This is a genomic window from Pseudomonas sp. BF-RE-22 (genome assembly GCF_019956155.1).
Lineage (GTDB): Bacteria > Pseudomonadota > Gammaproteobacteria > Pseudomonadales > Pseudomonadaceae > Aquipseudomonas > Aquipseudomonas migulae.
In genome coordinates this window covers 59,671-80,926 of record NZ_JAHBDD010000006.1, presented here as the reverse complement: position 1 = coordinate 80,926, position 21,256 = coordinate 59,671, and the positions used below count along the sequence as shown (strand labels likewise).

Annotated in this window: 16 protein-coding genes; 14 read left to right on the top strand and 2 right to left on the bottom strand. The window is 55.5% G+C overall.

Annotated features, from left to right (window positions below; translation table 11 throughout):
* The first annotated feature begins 229 nt into the window (after positions 1-229).
* Both KGA82_RS04345 and KGA82_RS04340 read left to right on the top strand, forming a co-directional pair.
* Positions 230-1,009 carry a hypothetical protein gene (locus tag KGA82_RS04345; RefSeq protein ID WP_223449693.1) on the top strand — a complete coding sequence of 260 codons (780 nt, stop codon included), beginning with the start codon at positions 230-232 and terminating at the stop codon, positions 1,007-1,009.
* On the top strand, positions 1,006-1,644 hold the full coding sequence (locus KGA82_RS04340; protein ID WP_223449692.1) for a transposase: 639 nt from the start codon (positions 1,006-1,008) through the stop codon (positions 1,642-1,644). Before KGA82_RS04345 ends, KGA82_RS04340 begins: the two co-directional genes overlap by 4 nt.
* A gap of 111 nt (positions 1,645-1,755) precedes the next feature.
* Here the strand turns inward: KGA82_RS04340 and KGA82_RS04335 are convergent, their stop codons facing one another.
* Entirely contained in the window at positions 1,756-2,829 is a 1,074-nt protein-coding gene (locus KGA82_RS04335; protein ID WP_008026745.1) for a diguanylate cyclase, read from the bottom strand.
* A 185-nt stretch (positions 2,830-3,014) separates the two neighbouring features.
* On the opposite strand from KGA82_RS04335, the gene KGA82_RS04330 reads away from it, so the two are divergent.
* The 3 genes from KGA82_RS04330 (at position 3,015) to KGA82_RS04320 (ending at position 6,934) form a co-directional block, all read left to right on the top strand.
* Positions 3,015-4,469, top strand: coding sequence for a flavin-containing monooxygenase (locus KGA82_RS04330; RefSeq protein ID WP_223449691.1), 1,455 nt, complete (start codon positions 3,015-3,017; stop codon positions 4,467-4,469).
* A 22-nt stretch (positions 4,470-4,491) separates the two neighbouring features.
* Positions 4,492-5,448: an alpha/beta fold hydrolase gene (locus KGA82_RS04325; protein ID WP_008044917.1), complete on the top strand. Its 957-nt coding sequence runs from the start codon at positions 4,492-4,494 to the stop codon at positions 5,446-5,448.
* Positions 5,449-5,557: 109 nt separating this feature from the next.
* Complete coding sequence (locus KGA82_RS04320; protein ID WP_223449690.1) at positions 5,558-6,934, top strand: VOC family protein; 1,377 nt, start codon at positions 5,558-5,560, stop codon at positions 6,932-6,934.
* A 101-nt stretch (positions 6,935-7,035) separates the two neighbouring features.
* On the opposite strand, the gene KGA82_RS04315 is transcribed toward KGA82_RS04320, so the two are convergent.
* Positions 7,036-7,713 (bottom strand): type 1 glutamine amidotransferase domain-containing protein, encoded by a 678-nt coding sequence (locus tag KGA82_RS04315; protein ID WP_223449689.1) that lies wholly within the window; start codon positions 7,711-7,713, stop codon positions 7,036-7,038.
* A gap of 409 nt (positions 7,714-8,122) precedes the next feature.
* On the opposite strand from KGA82_RS04315, the gene KGA82_RS04310 reads away from it, so the two are divergent.
* From KGA82_RS04310 to KGA82_RS04270, 9 genes are all read left to right on the top strand, one after another.
* Entirely contained in the window at positions 8,123-8,638 is a 516-nt protein-coding gene (locus KGA82_RS04310; protein ID WP_007919523.1) for an Hcp family type VI secretion system effector, read from the top strand.
* Between the two features lie 131 nt (positions 8,639-8,769).
* Positions 8,770-10,812: a type VI secretion system tip protein VgrG gene (tssI, locus tag KGA82_RS04305; RefSeq protein WP_223449688.1), complete on the top strand. Its 2,043-nt coding sequence runs from the start codon at positions 8,770-8,772 to the stop codon at positions 10,810-10,812.
* On the top strand, positions 10,757-11,542 hold the full coding sequence (locus tag KGA82_RS04300; protein WP_263290624.1) for a DUF4123 domain-containing protein: 786 nt from the start codon (positions 10,757-10,759) through the stop codon (positions 11,540-11,542). The genes tssI and KGA82_RS04300 overlap by 56 nt, the downstream gene beginning before the upstream one ends.
* A complete protein-coding gene (locus KGA82_RS04295; RefSeq protein WP_223449687.1) occupies positions 11,539-16,434 on the top strand; it encodes a polymorphic toxin type 46 domain-containing protein in 4,896 nt (1,631 codons plus the stop codon). The genes KGA82_RS04300 and KGA82_RS04295 overlap by 4 nt, the downstream gene beginning before the upstream one ends.
* Before the next feature lie 34 nt (positions 16,435-16,468).
* Positions 16,469-16,741, top strand: coding sequence for a hypothetical protein (locus tag KGA82_RS04290; protein ID WP_223449686.1), 273 nt, complete (start codon positions 16,469-16,471; stop codon positions 16,739-16,741).
* A gap of 431 nt (positions 16,742-17,172) precedes the next feature.
* On the top strand, positions 17,173-17,613 hold the full coding sequence (locus KGA82_RS04285; RefSeq protein WP_223449685.1) for a hypothetical protein: 441 nt from the start codon (positions 17,173-17,175) through the stop codon (positions 17,611-17,613).
* A 401-nt stretch (positions 17,614-18,014) separates the two neighbouring features.
* Complete coding sequence (locus KGA82_RS04280) at positions 18,015-19,112, top strand: DUF6708 domain-containing protein (RefSeq protein WP_317851271.1); 1,098 nt, start codon at positions 18,015-18,017, stop codon at positions 19,110-19,112.
* A gap of 22 nt (positions 19,113-19,134) precedes the next feature.
* Positions 19,135-20,184: a hypothetical protein gene (locus KGA82_RS04275; protein WP_223449684.1), complete on the top strand. Its 1,050-nt coding sequence runs from the start codon at positions 19,135-19,137 to the stop codon at positions 20,182-20,184.
* 13 nt (positions 20,185-20,197) lie between these two features.
* A complete protein-coding gene (locus KGA82_RS04270) occupies positions 20,198-21,247 on the top strand; it encodes a DUF6708 domain-containing protein (RefSeq protein ID WP_223449683.1) in 1,050 nt (349 codons plus the stop codon).
* Positions 21,248-21,256 lie beyond the last annotated feature (9 nt).

The window sequence follows — 21,256 nt, the reverse complement described above, 5'->3', positions numbered from 1 at the left end:
AGGTGTCAGGACATGAACTGCTGGTTAAACACACCTCGACTCAACGTCGGCAATCTCCAGGCAATCAAGCAATACTGGCAGTTTATCGAGACCGCTGAATTCACTCAGTAACACTGCCTCCATCAGTAACGGCAGACGTCAGCGGTCACAGCGCACAGCTTCTGACGCCTGCCTACAACCGCCTCCGCTGCGCCTGATCAAAAAACATAAAAAATAAAGGCGAACTCACATGATAAAAAACCTGCTTGATTCTGACTTGCAACCCTCCCAAATTATCACCAACATCAAAAAACTGAATATGACTGCCGAAGTAAAAAAACTGGCCGACCAAATATTTCAGCAAACAGCCAGCACTTCCGAGGTATCTTACCGCGCCGCGATCATGAAACTGACAAACACCCACACCAGCACATTAACATTACACTGCAACAAAAATGGCAATATCAGCCTCAAGGCACCTGACAACGCGCCGACATCTGAACAACTCTATTCCGTACCCGGCAACAGTGTTTTGTTTGCAATCAATACAGAAGCTTTTTCCATTCAACTTTACGGAGTTAAAGATGAGCATCTGACTCTCGGGGAGCAAGTCATTGTAGACGCCAGCAATCCGTTGTTCATCGACGGTACGAAAACCCTGTTTGACAGCAATCCGAACGGCACTGGGCATTCCACATTTATCGGCAGTCTTAACTTTCCTGACAGGAGTGCCGACATTCACGTATTCGATCGTACGTCATTGCAAAAAATTGCCTGGTTCCCCCATGACGACAGCGCCGCCCGCTACCTGGTCAGCCTGGAATTGCTGCAAGTAGCCAAAGATCCCGGGGCCGGTAAAGTGGCCGAAGAACTGATTTATCACTATCACCCCGCCGTCGCATGGAAAGCGTTCCAGATGATTCATGGGGTAAATCCCGTTAAAGCGCTGGGTTATGCGCCTCTTTTAAGAAACCTGCAAAACACTCGACTCAATGACTTACTGGATCAACACGTGGGTGAGATAGCATGAAATTGGCCACCTTTGTTGAACGCATGGACACGTACGACCTCCATCAAGATAAATCACACATCATTGCGGACCTGCGCGAACTTGCCACCAACAGAACATTGCTGAGCGAGCATCTTTACAACACCCTTCAACGTGACGGGTACAGCACCAAAAACAGCTTGTATAACGCCTACGCCTTTGTGCTGCATTACTCGGATGCCTACACCGTCCGCCTCGGTTTTTGGGCTCCGGTGTCGAGCAAGGACGAAAGCGAAACGTTCATCTACCACCTGAACCACACCCACGATTTCGAGATTTATGCGGTGGGCTACAGCGGCGATGGCTACACCACCGTCAAGCGCAACATCCTCGATCAGACGCAATTAAGCACTGGCATTCGCCCTCCCTTGGGTGAAGAAACAACTTTTAAACTCGCCCAAGGCCAAGTGCTGCACATGCAACCCTATTACGAAGTGCATCGACAACTGCCTCCCCGGGAAATGTCTTCTTCACTAAGTCTGATCATTCATGCGCCGCCAACGACCAGTGCCCAGGCCTGGTGTTTTGACGAGGACTACTTGCCCACATATCCCGGCATCGCAACGCAAGAAACAGCATTCTACGAACACACGTTGTCATTACTGAGGGCGGAGTAGCCTGAACAGAAGGAAGGCAGGGTGACATCCCGATATGAAAACATTTGTCACCCTGCCCGCGTGTCAATCAGTCGCCGCATCACGGCTCCTACAAGAGATTTGTGCAGGCTTTCAGACCGGGTCGAACAGTTCGTGACGAGGTTCGCCCTCGCCGCTACAGATAACCCGATTGCGGCCGGTGGTCTTGGCCTGGTAAAGCGCCTGATCGGCGTCGTTGAGCCAGAGCGTCGCGTCTGTGTGCGCCTGGGTGAAAGCGGCCAGGCCGATGCTCAGGCTGACTTTCAGCGCTGGGCTCTGTTCGTAACTGAGGGTGGCGAAACGATCCCGCAGGGCATCCATGGCCGCCGCGGCGCTGCCGAGCGCAAGGTCCGGCAGAATCACACAGAACTCGTCACCGCCGTAGCGGCCGGCCACGTCAGTCGCCCGAAGGTTCTGTTTGAGCACCTTGCTCAACTGCCGCAAGACGATATCGCCGGCGACATGCCCGTAGGTGTCGTTGATGGCTTTGAAGTGATCGACGTCGATCAACGCAATAGCCCCACCCCGATTCTGGCGTTTACAGCGCTGGAATTCGACTTCCAACTGGTCCTTCCAGGCACCATGGTTGAGCAGGCCGGTGAGGCTGTCGGTGCGGCTCAGGGCAAGCAATTCGCGCTTTTGCCGGCCAAGCGTGGTGGCCTGGCGAAAGCAGATCCAGCCCAGCGCCAACGGATACAGACACAGCAAAGGTAAACAGGCGTACAGCTGCAGTTGACTGGTTTCAGGAATGAAGGCTGGCGCAAACAGAAAGTATCCGACGCAAACGCCCAGAAGTTGCGCAACCGTGCCCACCAGCAGGAATCGCAAACCGCCAATGGCCACATTGTTCATCGCCATCATGGCAATGGTGGTTGCGCTGGGCAGCGGATTGAATTGCATGGCGGCGACCCAGAAGCCGCCGAGAAAGGCATCGACCAGCAGGTTACGGTGTTCGGCGTGGTAGGGAACCTTCGCCCGACGCGCCCATTGGTAGGCCACGTGTGGCCAGAAGATTCCGTTGAAGAGCATCATCGCCCAGACCCACAATGGCGGATCAAGCGGGTACATCGCGGCGGCCACACACACCAGTCCCGCGGCTAGCCCCAGGCTTCGCGATGCATAGAGCCTCCTGGCCAGTGAAAGTCCTTTTCCTCCCGTTTTTCCCATAAGGCCTCTGTACCGCTGAACGGAACCTGATCACACCTGGGGTTGCGGGTGTGCTCGAAGTCTAACAGGGCAACGTCAAATAGCCATCACCGGCCAGCAGTCTGAATACCGCGGTATAGACAGGAGGCGAGCCCCGAATGTTTGGCTATACCTGAAGAGACAAATAACGAGAAAAAAGGAGGCCCATGCAGACTTTCCAAGTGTTGATCATCGGCAGCGGTTTCGGCGGCCAGTGTGCGGCGATCAATTTGCTCAAGGCCGGCATCGATGATTTTCGTCTGTTGGAACGTCGGGACTTCTTCGGCGGCACCTGGTGCCAGAACACTTACCCCGGCGCGGCCGTGGACGTGCCCTCGCCGCTGTATTCGCTGTCCTTTGCGCCCTATCGCTGGACGCAAATGTTCGCCGAACAAGCCGAATTGCACCGCTACACGCAGCACGTGGTGGAGCAATTCGGCCTGCGCGACAGGGTGGAACTGGAGGCGAACGTCGAACGCGTCAAATGGGACGACGACGCCAAACGCTGGGCAGTGCACACCGCCAGCAAAGGCACGTTCTACGCGCAGTTCCTGATCAACGCCACAGGGCCGCTGAGTCAGCCCGTCGTCCCACGCTTCAAGGGCCAGGAGCGCTTTCAGGGCAAGACTTTTCATACCAACCATTGGGATCACGCCTACGACTATCGGCATAAACGCGTCGCCATCGTTGGCAGTGGCGCCAGCGCGGCCCAGGTGATTCCGGCGATTGCTCCGGACGTCGAGCATTTGCATGTATTCCAGCGCACACCGCACTGGGTGCTGCCACGGGGCGATCGCACTTTTGGGCCTTTCCAGCGCTGGTTGCTCGGCCTCAAACCCGCCTACAAGCTGCTGCGCTGGATGATCTACTGGCAATTCGAAACCCGGGTGATTGCCTTCAAATATTCGAAACCGGCCATCCGTATGGTCCAGCAACACGCCCTGCGCTTCCTCAAGCGACAAGTGCCCGACCCTGAACTCAGACGAAAACTGACACCGGACTACGCCATCGGCTGCAAGCGGGTCATTGTTTCCAGCACCCTGTACCCGGCACTCGGCCGCGACAATGTGACCTTGCACAGCCGCGAGCAAGGCATTGCCGCCATCGACGAAACCGGCATCGTCATGCAGGACGGGCAGCACATCGACGTGGACCTGATCGTCTGGTCCACCGGTTACGACGCCACTGACGGGGTCATTTCCTACCCGGTCAGCGGAAAAAACGGCAAGCAACTCAGGGATTTCTGGGCGACCTACCCTCGCGCCTACCTCGGCACCAGCCTGCCGGACTTCCCCAACCTGTTTATCGTCACCGGTCCCAACACCGGTATCGGCCATACATCGGCGCTGTTCATCATCGAATCGCAGATGAATTACATCCTCGACTGCATTCGCACGTTAAAAGAACAGGGTTTGCGCAGCATCGAAGTACGCCCCGAGGCAGAACGTACCTACACTGAAATGATCCACCGGGAGATGGAACGCACTGTATGGAAGTCAGGAGGCTGCCACAGTTGGTATCAAAGCAAGAGCGGTCATGTAATCGCCATGTTTCCGGGGTTCAGTTTCAGCTACCACCGATTGACCCGGGCACTGAAACCCGCCGATCACATGCTGTCCTGATCAGAGAGAAGGGAGACGCCTGATGCTTTTGTTGGTTGTCGCTATCGCAGTTTTCGCGGCCTGGAGCTGGTTGAGCTACCCGGCCATCGGTTATTGGCTCTATGACTTGAACATGGCGGCCGAAGCCAAGCTGTATCGGCTACACAAAATCGTCGTGCCCATCGCCGAAATGACCGTCTCGACCTGGCAAGGCGGGCCTTATGAAGCGTCAAGCAGTGTGCTGATGCTCCACGGCTACAGCGCCGACAAGAATATCTGGCTGCGTTTTGCCCGGCACTTTGTCGGCACCTACCGGGTGATCATCCCCGACATCGCGGGGCATGGCGAAACCGGCTTCAAGGCCGGCGGCGGTTATGACATTCCCTTGCAGGCCAAGCGAATGATCCAGTTGCTCGACGTCTGCGGCGTCGAGAAGGTCCACGTGATCGGCAACTCGATGGGTGGCTACATGGCGGCCTGGCTCGCGGCCACCTACCCGGAGCGCATCGCGTCGGTCGCGCTGATCGACCCGGCCGGTGTCACCGCCCCCGAAATCAGTGACCTGGAACGCCACCTGGCCCAGGGGCACAACCCGTTCCTGGTTCACTCCCGAGAAGAATTCCGGCGCTTCTACGCCATGACCATGGCCGAACCACCGTGGGTGCCCGGCGTGGTGCTGGACGCCATCGCCCAGCGTTATGAACAGTCCCGGGATGAGTTGGCAGAAATCTTCAGCGACTTTCGCGCCAGCCCGCCGATGGAGCCAAAACTGCCCGACATCAAGTGCCCGGCGCTGCTGCTGTGGGGGCGCAAGGACCGCTTGATCGATGTCAGTAGCGTGGCGATCTGGAGCAAAGGCATCGAGGATCTGCGTGTAGAAATCTGGGACGGCATCGGCCATATGCCGATGGTCGAAGAGCCAGGGAGCACGGCGCGGTTATATCGGGAGTTTTTGGCATCCCAACGCTCGGAAAGCCCTCAGGACCAGAGGATGCATTGAGCAAGCAGTCCTTGGAAGAATGAAGTCCGTAAGATTCTTCGTTTGTCGGCGGCGCTGAAGGCTGCGATCTTTTCCGCATCCTTTACGTCACCGCGCCAGGAATTTTTTCATGAGCCACCCGAGCTTTGTCAGCCCTGACCTGATCCGCCAACGCTTCTCCAAAGCGATGTCCGACATGTACCGCGAAGAAGTGCCGCTGTACGGCGCGCTGATGGAACTGGTGGAACAGACCAACCGCCATGTACTGGAGAATGACCCGCAGATCGCCCGGCAGTTGAACAGCACCGGTGAAATCCAGCGTCTGGACCTGGAGCGTCATGGCGCCATCCGCGTCGGCACCGCCGCTGAACTGGCCACCCTCGCCCGGCTGTTTGCGGTGATGGGCATGCAACCGGTCGGCTATTACGACCTGACCCCGGCCGGCGTGCCGGTGCATTCCACGGCGTTCCGCGCGGTGCATGAAGCCGCACTGCAGGTCAGCCCGTTTCGAGTGTTCACCTCGTTGCTGCGTCTGGAATTGATCGAAGACCTTGAGCTGCGCGCCTTTGCGCAATCGGTGCTGAATAAGCGCTCGATCTTCACGCCAAAAGCATTGAACCTCATTGATCGTGCCGAAACCGAAGGTGGCCTCACCGAGCCCGAGGCCCAGGACTTCGTCGAGCAAGCGCTGGAAACCTTCCGCTGGCACCACAGCGCGACGGTCACCGCCGAGCAGTACCAGAAACTCAGCGCTCAGCATCGCCTGATCGCCGACGTGGTGGCGTTCAAGGGGCCGCACATCAACCACCTGACGCCGCGCACGCTGGACATCGACATCGTGCAGGCGCAAATGCCGGCCCACGGCATTACCCCTAAAGCGGTGATCGAAGGCCCGCCCCGCCGGCAGTGCCCGATCCTGTTGCGTCAGACCAGTTTCAAGGCGCTGGACGAGCCTGTCGCCTTCACCGATCAGGCCGAAAGTCGCGGCAGCCACAGCGCTCGTTTCGGTGAAATCGAGCAGCGCGGCGCGGCGCTCACGCCTAAAGGACGAGCGCTGTATGACCGTTTGCTCAATGCTGCTCGCGACGAACTCGGGGACTTCCCCAACGAAGGCAACGCCGCACGCTATAACGCGCTGATGACGCAGCATTTCAGCGAATTCCCTGACACCGTCGAGGGCATGCGCCTACAGGAACTGGCGTACTTTCGCTATTTCGTGACGGAGAAAGGCGTAGGAGCGCAGGCGCTTAAATCCTTGTCGCTAGAAGATCTGCTCAGCGATGGCTATTTGCGGGTTGAACCGCTGGTTTACGAAGATTTCCTGCCGGTCAGCGCGGCGGGGATTTTCCAGTCAAACCTGGGGGATGCCGCGCAAACCCACTACGGCGAGCATTCGAACCAGCAAGCATTCGAGCAAGCCCTGGGACGATCGACCATCGACGAGTTGGGGTTGTATGCCGAGACGCAACGGCGCTCGATCGAGGAATGCTTCGCAACGCTCCGTTAATCCCCCCTTGTAGGAGCCGGCTTGCCGGCGATGGGGCCCTTGGACTTGTATTGCTCTTCAGGGCCTTATCGCCGGCAAGCCGGCTCCTACAAGGTTCGTGGTTATTTCAGCTTCGCCAGCAGCGCTTCAGCCGCCGCCTCGGACGACGCCGGATTCTGCCCGGTCAGCAGCAGACCATCGGTCACCACATAACTCGCCCAGTCATCTCCCTTGGAATAAATCCCGCCCTTCTCCTGGAGCATGTCCTCCACCAGAAACGGCACCACATTGGTCAGTTGCACCGCCTCCTCCTCGGAGTTGGTGAAACCGGTCACACGCTTGCCTTTGACCAGCGGTTGACCATCCGCGCCCTTGACGTGACGCAACACGCCCGGCGCATGGCAGACCAAAGCAACCGGCTTGCCCGCCTTGTAAAACGCCTCGATCAATGCGATCGAAACCTTGTCTTCAGTCAGATCCCACAACGGGCCATGCCCGCCCGGATAGAAAACCGCATCGTAATCTTCGGCTCGCACGCTGCCGAGCAACGCGGTGGACGCCAATGCGGACTGGGCCGCCGGATCCTTGCGAAAACGCTCCGTCGCAGCGGTCTGCGCATCGGGCTCATCGCTTTTGGGGTCCAGTGGCGGCTGGCCGCCCTTGGGCGACGCCAGCGTCAGCTGAGCGCCGGCGTCTTTGAAAGCGAAATACGGTGCCGCGAATTCCTCCAGCCAGAAGCCGGTTTTCTTACCGGTATTGCCCAATTGATCGTGGGACGTCAAAACCATCAGGATTTTCATGTCGCGCTCCTTGAATGTGGGAAATGTACGGTTTTCTCAGCGCAGTTTTGACCACCCGGCTGCGCAGTTCGTTGCACTTGTTACACGGGTTCTCTCAGTGATGGCCAACCGCCTTGATGCGCAAGAAGTTGCGCAATCGACCGAGCAAATCCTCCGGTTTCACTGCACAACATCCGGCTAATCAGGGCCTCCAGCCGAGTGCGCAAGAAGTTGCGCAGTGCTGCGCAAGTTCTTGCGCACATTACGCGTAGATCCTTGCGCGGCGTTTCAAAAACAGTCGCAAAACCATCTCAAAGCTTTGTTTTATATGGCTTTTATCGTTTATGGCACGGACCTTGATAACAGTCATGCACCCACCGGGCGATACCGCCTCCCGGGCACCTTTATTTATTCAGCAAGGAGAGCATCCATGGCAACACCAGCGTACATGTCCGTCACTGGCGAAAAACAAGGCCTGATCACTGCCGGCGCCTTCACTGCCGACTCCGTTGGCAACACCTACCAGGAAGGCCACGAAGACCAGGTCATGGTTCAGGCTTTCAGCCACGACGTGATCATCCCGCGTGACCCGCAATCCGGCCAACCGACCGGTCAGCGCGTACACAAGCCAGTCGTGATCACCAAGGTCTACGACAAGGCTTCGCCTCTGCTGCAAGCGGCTCTGACCTCCGGCGAGCGCATGAGCGAAATCGTTATCCAGTGGTTCCGTACTTCGGCTCAAGGTACTCAAGAGCACTACTACACCACCAAACTGGAAGACGCGATCATCGTCGCCATCAACAACAAAATGCACAACTGCCAGGATCCAGGCAACTCGCACTTCACCCACCTGGAAGAAGTGCAGTTCACCTACCGCAAAATCACCTGGACCCACGAAGTATCCGGTACTTCGGGTTCCGATGACTGGCGTGCTCCAGTCGTTTAATTACGGCTGATCGTTACAAGCATCGGCCAGCTCTGCTGGTCGATGTTGTTTACGCCCCTCCAGAATTTCGCGTGCGTTGATCCGCTTTGCGGTTGTCGACGAACGCCGCTCCACAGCACGAGGAACAAGGGATGTTCGCGCCGGCCAATCAGACTCACTTTGCCCTGACCATCGAAGGTCTTTCCAGCGACTTCCAGGTTTTATCCCTGCAAGGTCGGGAAGCCATCAGCCAGCCGTTTGTGTTTGAGGTGGAACTGGTCAGTGAAAAGCCGTCCCTGGACCTCGAAAGCCTGCTGCACAAACCGGCCTTTTTGCAGCTCTCGCCCGACGGCAGCGGCATCCATGGCCAGATCTATCGCGCCGCCCAGGGTGATTCCGGCAAACGCCTGACCCGCTACGCGGTGACCCTGCGCCCGCAACTGTCCTACCTCGCGCACCGCATCAACCAGCGCATCTTCCAGAACCTCACGGTACCGAAAATCATCGGTCTGGTCCTCGAAGAGCACGGCATCCAGAGCAATGCCTACCAATTCAAAGTCGGGGCGATTTATCCCGAGCGCATCTACTGCGTTCAGTACGATGAATCGGACCTGCAATTCGTCCAGCGCCTGTGCGAGGAAGAAGGTATCCACTACCACTTCGAGCACAGCGCCACAGCCCACAAACTGGTGTTCGGCGATGACCAGACGGTGTTCCCGAAACTCGCGCCCGTGGCCTATCAGCAAGATTCCGGCATGGTCGCCAGCGACCCGGTGATCAAGCGCTTCGACCTGCGCCTGGAAACCCGCACCAGCCGCATCACCCGCCGCGACTACGACTTCGAAAAACCGCGCATCAACCTCGAAAGCGAACACCGTGGCGACGCCCTGCCCGACCTCGAAGACTACGACTACCCTGGTCGCTTCATCGACCGCGAACGCGGCAAGCACCTGGCCAAACGTGCCCTCGAACGTCACCGCAGCGACTTCCAGCTGGGCGAAGGCAAAAGCGATCAGCCGTTGCTGGTCAGTGGCCATTTCCTGGCCCTGACCCAACACCCGAAAGCTAAATGGAACGACCTGTGGCTGCTCACCGAAGTCCTGCACGAAGGCAAACAGCCGCAAGTGCTGGAAGAGTCGGTCACCAGCAGCACGACCAACCTGAAAGACGACTTCCATCAGGGTTATCGCAACCGCTTCCAGGCCACCCCGTGGGACGTGCCGAACCGCCCGCCGCTGACGCAGAAGAAACCGCGCATTCTCGGCAGCCAGAGCGCCGTGGTCACCGGGCCAAAAGGTGAAGAAATCCACTGTGATCAGTACGGCCGCGTCAAAGTGCAATTCCACTGGGACCGCGAAGGTCAGGCCGACGACAAGACCAGCTGCTGGCTGCGCGTCTCCTCTGCGTGGGCCGGTGCGCACTACGGCGGCATCGCCATCCCGCGAATCGGCATGGAAGTGCTCGTCACGTTCCTCGAAGGCGACCCCGACCAACCGCTGATCAGCGGCTGCCTGTACCACAAGGAAAACGTCGTCCCGTACGCCCTGCCGGCGAACAAGACCCGCACCACCTTCAAAACCCTGAGTTCGCCGGGTGGCGCAGGCTTCAACGAACTGCGCATCGAAGACAAGAAAGGCCAGGAACAGATCTTCCTCCACGCCCAGCGCGACTGGGACGAAAACGTCGAACACGACCAGAAGATCCGCGTCGGCAACGAACGCCACGACACCGTGGAGAAGAACAGCTACAGCGAATTCAAGGCCGAAGAACACCACACCGTTTATGAAGACCGCAAAGTCGAAGCCCGCGCCAACGACCACCTGACCGTGGGCGTGAACCAGCACATCAAGATCGGCACCGGGCAATTCATCGACGCGGGCCAGGAAATCCACCTGAGCAGCGGCATGAAAATCGTGCTCGAAGCCGGCAGCGAACTGACCCTGATCGGCGGCGGCAGCTTCATCAAGATCGATGCAGGTGGCGTCACCCTGAGCGGGCCGGCGATCAACATGAACTCCGGTGGCGGACCGGGCAGCGGGACGGGGGCGGCGCCGTTGTTGCCCGGCGTGCTGAAACAGGCGGATGCCGATAAGGCTGGCGCGGTCCTGAGTCCGGCGCAGATTAATACGCTGAAACGCAATGCGCCGTTCTGTGAAGAGTGCGAGAAGTGCAAGGCAGGTGCTTGTGCAATCTGATCTGTTGAATCCGCAGGCGTGGTTGGCTGAACGGCCGTTGCAAGCTGCTGAGCGTCTCTATCTGATTGTCAGTGCGGCCAGCGATGCCGAACCGCTCAAGGCCTTCTACCAGCAAGACATGGCAACGGAACTGATGCCTATCTGGAGCGGCACGCCATATGCCGATTGGCAGCCAGTGATGCCCTATCTCGCTGAGCTGATGCCAAATGCCGGTTTTTTGCAGTGGATTACCGAAACGGATGCTCAGGATTGGGGTTGGCTGGCGGTGTCCACCAGCACGCCGGACGTGGTGTTCGAACATCTGCGCAGCCTGACTCAAGTACGTACACCCGATGGTACCGAGGTGTTTTTAAGGTTCTGGGACGGACGGCATATTTACCCGATTCTTGAAGGTCTGGGTGCCAGCGCTGGCGAGGTGTTGCCCGTGTTCGACCGGTACTTGATCAATGGGCAGAACCTGACGGTAGGACCGAGGTCGGTACCTCCAGCAAAGGAATGGCCGTGGTGGGAAGTGCCACAGAAGCTGCTCGATACGCTGGCGAAAAAAGACTGGAACACCGTCGTCGACAACCTGATGCAGTGGCTGGGCGAGGACTGCCCGGAACTGTTCTTCGCTTTCCCCGAAAGTAACTTGCGCCACAAGGTCGAGCGCTTCGTTCGCCAACAACCCAACACAGAAGATATGGCAGAGCATCTTGCTGCTCAGCTGACAAAGGAAGTCACGTCATGAATACCCCGATTGGTACCTTGGTCCTGCGCGTATTGGACGCCAAAACGCCTGACGTGAACCTGATTCTCAAAGACTTCAAGAATTGCCTGAGCGACTACAAGGACTGGGCGGATGGCTTCCTGACCGGTTGGGCACTGGATGTCGACCAGACCTTCAAAGTCGGCAATGAAGTCAGCGTCACCAAACGCAAGACTAAAACCGGTGCGGTCCAGACCTATGCGACCTGCCCCCTGGCGGGCGACTTCACACTGATCCATATGTTCGAGTCGGCGCGTTTCGTCCCCATCGGCAACACGCCAGTGAAACTGGAACCCGTCACCAAAGGTACGCTCTACGACGACGTCACCGGTCCTGTCATTGAAACAACTATCGGTCCCAGCGGCATCAAGGTGATCGACGGTTGCAAGAAAGGCCAGATGTACCGCATCACCTTTTTTCCTAACGTTTCCCAGAGCAACGTCAAAGCGCTCTACGACTCGTATCAGGGCGTAATCGGCAATCTCGAGGGCTGGCTGCAAAGTGAGTGGTCGGGCAAGTTTCAGCCGCAGTGGGCAAGCTACTCGGCGGCTGACCGCATGGGCCGTTCGGTCATTCTGTTGAAACAAGCGATGGATGGCCTGGAGAAAGCGTTGCTCAGGCTGTGGGACGACATTAAGAGCCTGTTCGAACTGCTCGCACATCCAAAGGAAAACCTCGAAAAGCTGCGCAAATACTTGTCGGATGTCGAGATCGACAAGCTCTATGCCGCCTCCAAGGAAACCATTGCTTCAGGCCTGTTGATCCTCAGTGACGAACCACTGATGTTTATCTATGTTTCGGCAATTGTCGCCTGGGTCGGCATGCTGCCTCCGCAGGTCATTGTTGACGTGGTGACGGCAATTGCAGCGGAGTTTCTGATCAACGTGGTGCTGGGTATTTGCCTCACGGGCGGTGCGGGGATCGCGGTGCGGGTGGGCACCAAAGCCCTGTCTACCGTCAAGTCCGGTACAGCCATCAAATACCTTGAAGAGCTAGCCGCGAAACTGATGACGTTGAGCGGCAAACACAGCCTGCCGGCACACGCTGAAACGTCGAAACCGTTAATTGCCAGCGCCAGAAATGTGCCGATGAAGCCGACCAAAACGGCGGCGATTAAAATCGACGAGGCTGCCGCCAGCGGCTCTAAAAATCAGGTACCGAAAACCACGGATACGCCGAAACAAGAAGTCAAAGATGCTTCTTCGTTTCCGCGTGGCAAGAAAGAAAAACAGACCACCCTCACACCAAAGGAAAAAGTCGACGACGTTTCGACTCAGTCAAAGACACCTGACGATAAAAGTGCCGCTTGTGCCAAGAAGACCTGCACCAATGGTTGCCCTGTATCGATGGTCACGGGCGAAGAACTGCTGACCCTGACGGATGGCGAGCTCGACGGTTTGTTGCCCTTCAGCTGGACGCGACTCTATCGCACCAGCGCCGCAGAAATCGATTGCGGCCTAGGTTACGGCTGGAGCCATGCCTTGGCGCAACGCGTTGACATCAACGAAGACGAAGTCATCTGGACCGACCACGAGAACCGCGTCACTACGCTCCCACTGCCGAGCGTGCAACGTCCGGCGATCACCAACAGCCTCTCGGAAGCGGCCATTTTCATCGGCGATGACCCTTCCGAGCTGGTCCTCACGCAGGCCGGCGAGCGCAAGCAGTTCTACCATTTCCGCTACAACAGCAAAGGTGCGACGCTGATCGCCATCAGCGACAACTACGACAACCGCCTGCACATCACCCGTGACATTCACGGGCGAATTAAACGTGTCGATAACGGCGCCGGTCGTGCCCTCTTCGTGCGTTACGATCGCAAACACATCATCGCCATCGACTACCAGCAGTTCAGCCCGGCGGACAACCTGGAAGATGCCTGGAGCACCGTCCAGACTCTGGTCACCTACCGCTACGACGCACAGCAACGCCTAATCGAGGCGAAGAACGCCGCCGGCGAAGCCGAGCGCTACGCCTACAATGATCAGAACGTGATTCTTGAGCGGCAACTGGCTGGCGGTGCGAGTTTCTTTTGGGAATGGGAAAAGGAAGGCAAGTCGGCACGCTGCGTCCATCACTGGGCAAGCTTCTCGCAGATGGACGCGCACTACGCCTGGGATGACAAGGGTAGCGTGACGGTGACCAACGCTGACGGCAGCGAAGAGGTCTACACCCACGACGATCAGGCTCGACTGGTCGCCAAAGTCGATCCGGATGGTGCTGAACACCTCAAGGCATACGATGACAAGGGCCGCCTGATCGCCGAAAAAGACCCACTCGGCGCAGTCATCGAATACCAGTACAACGAAGCCGGTCGACTGGTTGCGGTGATTCCGCCAGAAGACGCCCCCACCACTTACGAGTACTACCACGGCTACGTCCGTGTGGTGAACCGTGGCCCGGCGAAGTGGACTTACTGGCGCAACGATCAGGGCGACATCACCGAACAAGTCGACCCGGATGGCAACTCAACGCACTACAGCTACAACCGCCAAGGCCGTCTGCTGGAAATCCGTCATCCGGATGGCAGCCGTCATCAACTGGGCTGGAACAATCTCGGCCAACTGCTCGAAGAACAGCTACCAGATGGTGGCCAGCGCAAGTACCGCTATGACGCATTGGGTCGGCAGATCACTCGTCAGGACGAAAGAGGCGCGATCACTCAATACCAATGGGACGCCGCCAACCGTCTCGCGCAAATCACTCTGCCCGGCGGTGCAACCCGCGCGTTCACCTATAACGCCTACGGCAAAGTCACCGCAGAGCGTGATGAGTTGGGCCGCGTCACCCGCTACGAATACGCCGACGGCCTGCACCTGGTCAGCCGTCGTATTAATCCAGATGGCAGTCAACTGCACTACCGCTACGACAACTCGCGCCTGCTGCTCAGTGACATCGAAAACGAACGCGGCGAGCAGTACCACCTCGATTACTACGCTAACGGCCTGATCCAGCAGGAAACCGGTTTCGACGGTCGCCGGACCGCCTACGAATACGATCTCAACGGCCAACTGCTGAAGAAAACCGAATTCGGCGACGACGGCAGTGAGCTGGTCACCGAATACCAGCGTGATGCCGCAGGCCGCTTGCTGGTGAAAACCCTGGCCGACGGTGAGGAAATTCACTACAGCTACGATGCTATCGGCCGCCTCGTCAGCGTCGACGACGGCCACTGGCCCCTCGCCTACGAATATGACCTGCAAGATCGCCTGATCACCGAACACCAAGGCTGGGGCACCACGCGTTATGAATACGACAATCTCGGCCAACTGAGTCACTGCCGTCTCCCCGACGGCAGCAAACTCGACTACCGTCACCAGGCCGGCGGTCGCCTGAGCAGCATCGACCTCAACGGCTCGCGTCTCACCACGCACCAGTTCAGTGCCGGTCGCGAACAGCAGCGCCAACAAGGTCTGCTGCTCAGCCAATACCAGTACGACGAACAAGGCCGACTGCAAGCCCACAGCGTCAGCCAGCAAGACCGTAACCTTTTCCGTCGCCGCTACGCCTACGATGCCAACGGCAACCTCGCCGACATCGACGACAGCCGCAAAGGCAACCGCAGCTATCACTACGATCCGCTTGACCGCCTGATCAACGTCCGTGGCACCACCCCGGAAAGCTTCGCCCACGACCCGGCAGGCAACCTGCTTGGCCAAGGCGACCAGCCAACCGCGAACCTGGCCAACGTCAAAGGCAACCGCTTGCTGATGCAGGGCGACCGCCACTACGACTACGACGCCCACGGCAACCTGATTCGCGAACGCCGCGGCACCGGGCAGAAACTCGTCACCGAGTACCGTTACGACTGCCAACATCGCCTAATCGGCGTCAGTCTCCCCGGCGGCAGCATCGCAAGCTACCAGTACGACGCCTTCGGTCGACGTATCGCCAAAACCGTCGATGGCCACACCACCGAATTCCTGTGGCAAGGCGAACGTCTCATCGCCGAAAGCGCCGACAACCGTTATCGCAGCTACCTCTACGAACCGGGCACCTTCCGTCCCTTGGCGATGCTCGATGGCGAAGGTCCGCTCAAAGCCGAACCGTTCTATTACCAACTCGACCACCTCGGCACTCCTCAGGAACTTACCGACTACAGCGGCGAAATCATGTGGTCGGCGAAATACCGCGCCTACGGCAACCTCGCCGCCCTCGACATCGCCGAAATCGACAACCCGCTGCGCTTTCAGGGGCAGTACTTCGACGCGGAGACGGGCTTACATTACAACCGGCATCGCTACTACAATCCGGGCACTGGACGGTTTCTGACGCCGGACCCGATCAAGCTTGCGGGTGGGTTGAACAACTACCAGTACGTGCCTAACCCTACTGGATGGGTGGATCCGTTGGGGTTAAGCTGCGTCCCCAGCGACTGCCCAAATGATAGGCGAGCTGAACTGAATCAAAAGTACGGCCGGACAGGAGATATCAATAACGATATCAATGCTCGTGGAAGAAAAGAGACCGCTACAGAGTTCTATCGAACACAAGGTTTTGATGAAATGAGCATTCCGGGTCACTTGAACGGTATCGACTTTAATCAGCCAGTAAATGTAGAGACGTTGAATCGAGGAAAAACTGTTTACCAATTCCAGTCACCTGGAGCCCCACAAGGAAATTATTATTCTCTGAATCCAACTACAACCCCATCAGAGCTTGGCATTGGCCCACTCGGAGATAATCGTGCAGCAGGCACGGTGGAACTAAAACTACAAGGCATTTATCGAACGACTGCAAAAACCCCCGTCCTGAAATCGACAGCCAAACCGATTGATGATACTTGGTCTGTAAAAGGTATGACACAACCGTCATCAGGGGGCGGCACTCAAGTCTTTAGTAGCGCCAAAGGTAACTTCGAAAAAAGCCAGTAAAATTTATCTGACATGCATGCCTAGGAGGCCACAAATGAAACAAACTGATTTATATGACATGGCAAGTCGCTCCGGATTTACCGTAACGGTATTTTCAGACCATCCAGACTTCTTTTCTTCTTGGTCACTAAACGTTCGAAAAGGTGAAAAAAAATACATGATAGAGCACGATGGCAGAGACGGCTGGCTGATGTTTTATCAAGAAAACGAACCCAATAAATTCAATGAAATCGATAAAAAGATATCTCACACAATGAACGACAACGAAAAGCTGCAACAGTGTGAGACTTGGCTCCTAAGTGTTTGAAAAAACTGACAACCCACCACATGGATAGACATAAAATACGGGAGAGCAAAGCAGTATTAGCGGTAAACCTCCCTATTCACCAATGGAGGGAGTAACCTTACCCGCCATTGAAATTAAGTACATAGCATGACTTTGAACTATATCATTCAAGAAGCGCGTACCAAAGAGGGTGTAGCGGTTTATCACGTTGACCGTGACGGTGCTCGGCCAAAGCCCGTACCCGACCTATTCGATTTAACCGTCAACGCCGAGAGGTCTGTTACTTCCCGGATGGTTCCAAAGAACCAGTGATCCAGCCTTGGGAAGACACGGTTGCGTGGATCTCAGTCAGCACCGCGTTTACAGGAGTAGGCGTAATCAGTAGCTACACCTTTGGCATGGCCATTGATAATCCCTAGGCCGATACGGTGCACTTTCTTACACAAGAGGTCATGACTCCTATTCATGGACTAGGCAAGTGGGAAGCCATACGTATCTACATGGAAAAGGGTCCAGAGTTCTGCCCTGGCAATGCACCCTACGAGGGTCGTCACACCTTCGATAAAGAACGACAAGACAAGCATGAGGAATACCAGCACAACGAGCGTTCCGCTTTAGGCGTTGGCTGGTGGTACCTGACACACCTGATCACCTGGTGGCGTTTTCCGTACTGGGTAGCGGAATGGGACCATCGTTTCAGCATGAAGTCTCTACCTGAATCCATTGCTGAGTGGTCTAAACCTTTACCGTCTGAGCAATGGGCCAAGCCGAGCCAAGCTTTGAAAGAGCAAAGCACCAAGATCGAGAAGGCCTTCGCTCAGGGACAGGATTTCATGACTTACTTCAAGGCAAATCTAAACGCAAATAAGACAGAAGAATCGATAAATAACTGAATGGAAACGATGAGCCGCATCCTTGAAGCATAAATACGACTGACTACCTCATGCCGTAGACTTTAAAAGTGAATCCGGCACAGAGGTCGCCTACTGAGCACCTCGACCTATACCTACTGGCATATCACTTCAAGGCAATTACATAGAGACACCAACGACGTTTATTTGGACTTAGCTGTCGGGCGTGCAAATTTCTAGTTCATGGCTCGTGCAGGCATCGGCTCGGTAATGCTCATCACCCTTTTCTTCCTTTTTGTATCAGGTTTTGGCTCGTGACTGAGAAGAGACGCTCAGCCTTTCTGGACCAGCTGGATAGATTTTTTTATAAACTTCTCCTTGGGCACTCATAAGCCATGACTATCTAAACACACCCACCCAATCTCAAACATCCGGGTAATCTGATGCCAGCACCTGACAATGACACAATCGAAGAAATCAATATAAAACTTCAACGCCCGACAGCCGGAGAAGTGCGTAAGTTTGCGACGGGCGAGGCCGTATTTTTGGCTCCCCTCCCCGTCCCTACTGGCGACGCCCCAATGGACTTAGATGGAGGCTTCATAGAAATCAATGAAGCTTATCTCGACATTGGAAGCAGTAATTTCAACAAGGCATTTCAAACACAAGCAATGATTGGACTCGTCATGGCTTTTATAATCACATGCGTTATAATCGGCCCCCTTATCATTGGCCTAACATCTTTTGGGGATCCTTATGGCCGAAGCTTTTCAGATAATTTTTTAGAGTTTTTCTTTCCAGGATTGGAATTTGCTACGTGGGGGGCATTGGGTTTCTCAGCTATGGGGATTTACGTAATTCTCAGCAGTACTTTTAATAAAACTCGTAGCCGTCCAGTCCGCTTCCATCGACAACGACGTGAGGTTTGCTTCTTTCCCAACGGGTCCGACGAGCAGGTCATCCAGCCATGGGAAGAAATGGTCTCATGGCTTTCCGTCAGCACGGGTGTTACAGGTGTAGGCGTCATGAGCAATTACACTTTTGGAATGGCATTCGACGACAAAAAACGTAATAAAGTGCACTTCGTAAACCAACAAGTTATGACGCCGACCCATGCATTAAGCAAGTGGGAAGCAATACGTATCTACATGGAAAAAGGGCCGCAATTTTGCCCTGGCAAGGCGCCATATGAAGGTCGACACACATTCGATCAACAACGTGAAACCATTAGTCAGGAATACTGCGAAGGTGACCGCTCCGCGCTTGGAGTTGGTTGGTGGTACTTTTACCATCTAATCACCCTGTGGCGCTTTCCGTACTGGGTAGCGGAATGGGACCATCGCTACAGTATGAAGTCCCTACCTAACTCCATTGCTGAATGGTCAAAATCTCTACCGCCTGAGCAGTGGGTCAAGCCGAGTCAGGCGCTGAAAGAGCAAAGCGCCAAGATCGAGAAGGCTTTTGCTCAGGGACAAGATTTCATGACGTACTACAAGGCGAACCTAAATGAAAACAAGACAGAAGAATCGATAAATAACTGAGTGAAAACGATGAGCCGCGTCCTTGAACCATAAATATGACCGACTACCTCATGCTGGAGACTTTGAAAGTGAATCCGGCACAGAGATTGTCTACCTATCACCTAGGCCCGTCCCTACAGGTCTGCCGCCTTTCAGTGCTCGCCAGCTGCATCGTGACTCCAACAATGTCTTTCTGGACTTTGCAGTCGACCGTGCAAATTTCGAGTTCATGGCTCGTGCAGGCATCGGTTCGGTAATGTTCATCACCCTCTTCTTCCTTTTTGTATCAGGTATTGGCTCGTGGCTGAGAAGAGACGTTCAGCCTTTCTGGACCAGTTGGATAGATTTTTTTACAAACGCCTACGTCCAGGGATTCATCTGGTGCCTTTCCGCCGTTTACGTTTGTATATTTTGTTATGCAGTCCGCCAGATCACTGTTCACCCCCCTATCCGCTTTAACCGACAACGCCGTGAGGTTGTGTTCGTACCAAAAAAGGGGGCCGCGCCACGCTATGTCCCTTGGGAGGAGGCAATCGCTTGTGTATCCGCGGGTCAGCTTATTACTCAACATGCGGTGATGCCCGAATACAAGCTAATGATCGGTTTGCGTGATAGCGCCAGTGGCGATGTCTTGTGGTCCGTAGTGCCGAGCAGCAGTTTGAGTCTGGCCGTGTCCGAATGGGAGGCGATCCGCATGTACATGGAAGTGGGAAGTTTCGCGCTGCCATCTGATGAAACGGAAGAGTTTGAAGAAGGCAGCGTTCCCTTTTTCCACTTGTGTCGACGTAGCTACCGCGCGGATCACTCAGTTCTACGCTACGTAGGGGGTTTTCTGGTCATTCAATTTTTCAGCGGCTGGACTTTGCCGTGCTATATCTCTGGTTGGGTCAACAACCGGCCAAAAGCCGCCTTCCCTAAAGAAGTCCTAGAGTGGTCAAGACCTCTCAACGTCGAGCAACACGCTGTGCCAAGCGAAGCGTTACTCGAGGAAAGCGCTGAAATCCAGAAGGCCTTTGCCAAAGGGCAAAACCTGCTGGATTACTTCAAGGTGAAATTTGCAGAACCGATTCAAGAGCCCGAATCCACCACCTGACGAGTCCTGTCCCTTGAAGAATAAATACGACCGGTTGCCTCATGCAGGCGATATCGAGAGAGAACCAGGTACTGAGATAGTTTATTTATCACCAAAACCGGTACCTACCGGAGTGCTGCCCTTCAGTTCGCGCCAGCTGCACCGCTATGCCAATGAAGTTTTTTTAGACTTTGCTATTTCTCGAGGAAGCTTTGAGTTTATGACCCGAGCTGGAATCGGGGCGGTGATGTTCCTGTTGATTTTTCTTTTTTTTACAACAGGGCTTGGATCTTGGATAAGAAGAGATGTAGAGCCATTCTGGAGTAGCTGGCTGGATTTTTTTACAAGCATTGCGGTTTGGGGTTTTGTGGGTGCGCTTGCCACTCTTTACCTTTTCGTGTTTTTCTTTGCAATTCGCCAAGTCAGCAATCAACCTCCAATACGCTTCAATCGCCAGCGCCGGGAAGTTGTTTTTGTTCCCAAGAAAGGAATGCCCCCTCGTTATGTTCCGTGGGAAGAAGTAATTGCAAGCGTTTCAGTTAGCAAACTGATCACTCAATATGCTGTAATCCCCGAATTCAAACTAATTATCGGACTTCGTGACAAAAATGGCGATGTGCTTTGGGTCAGTGTTCCAAGTGAAAATTTGAACCAAGCCATAGCTGAATGGGAGGCCATACGTGTCTACATGGAGGAAGGGGTTCAAGCATTACCCATGGGGCAATCGGATGAATTCGAAGCAGGTTCAGTCGCCTATTTCCATATGTGTAGACAAGGATATCGCTCTCATCATTCATTCCTTCGATATGTATGGGGATTTTTGACAGTTCAGTTTTTCAGTGGTTGGACGATACCCTGCTACATCGCGGCCTGGATCAATAACCGCCCCAAAGCAGGATTCCCCAAGGAAGTTCTGGATTGGTCACTATCACGTCCTATTGAAGAACATGCGGTACCTAGCGATGAGTTGTTGAAGGAAAGTGCTGAGATCCGAAAAGCATTTGCGAAAGGCCAGAACCTGCTGGATTACTTCAAGGTGAAATTTTCCGAACCGGCTCAAGAGCCCACAGTGGACGCTTCCTAGGCCGAACAC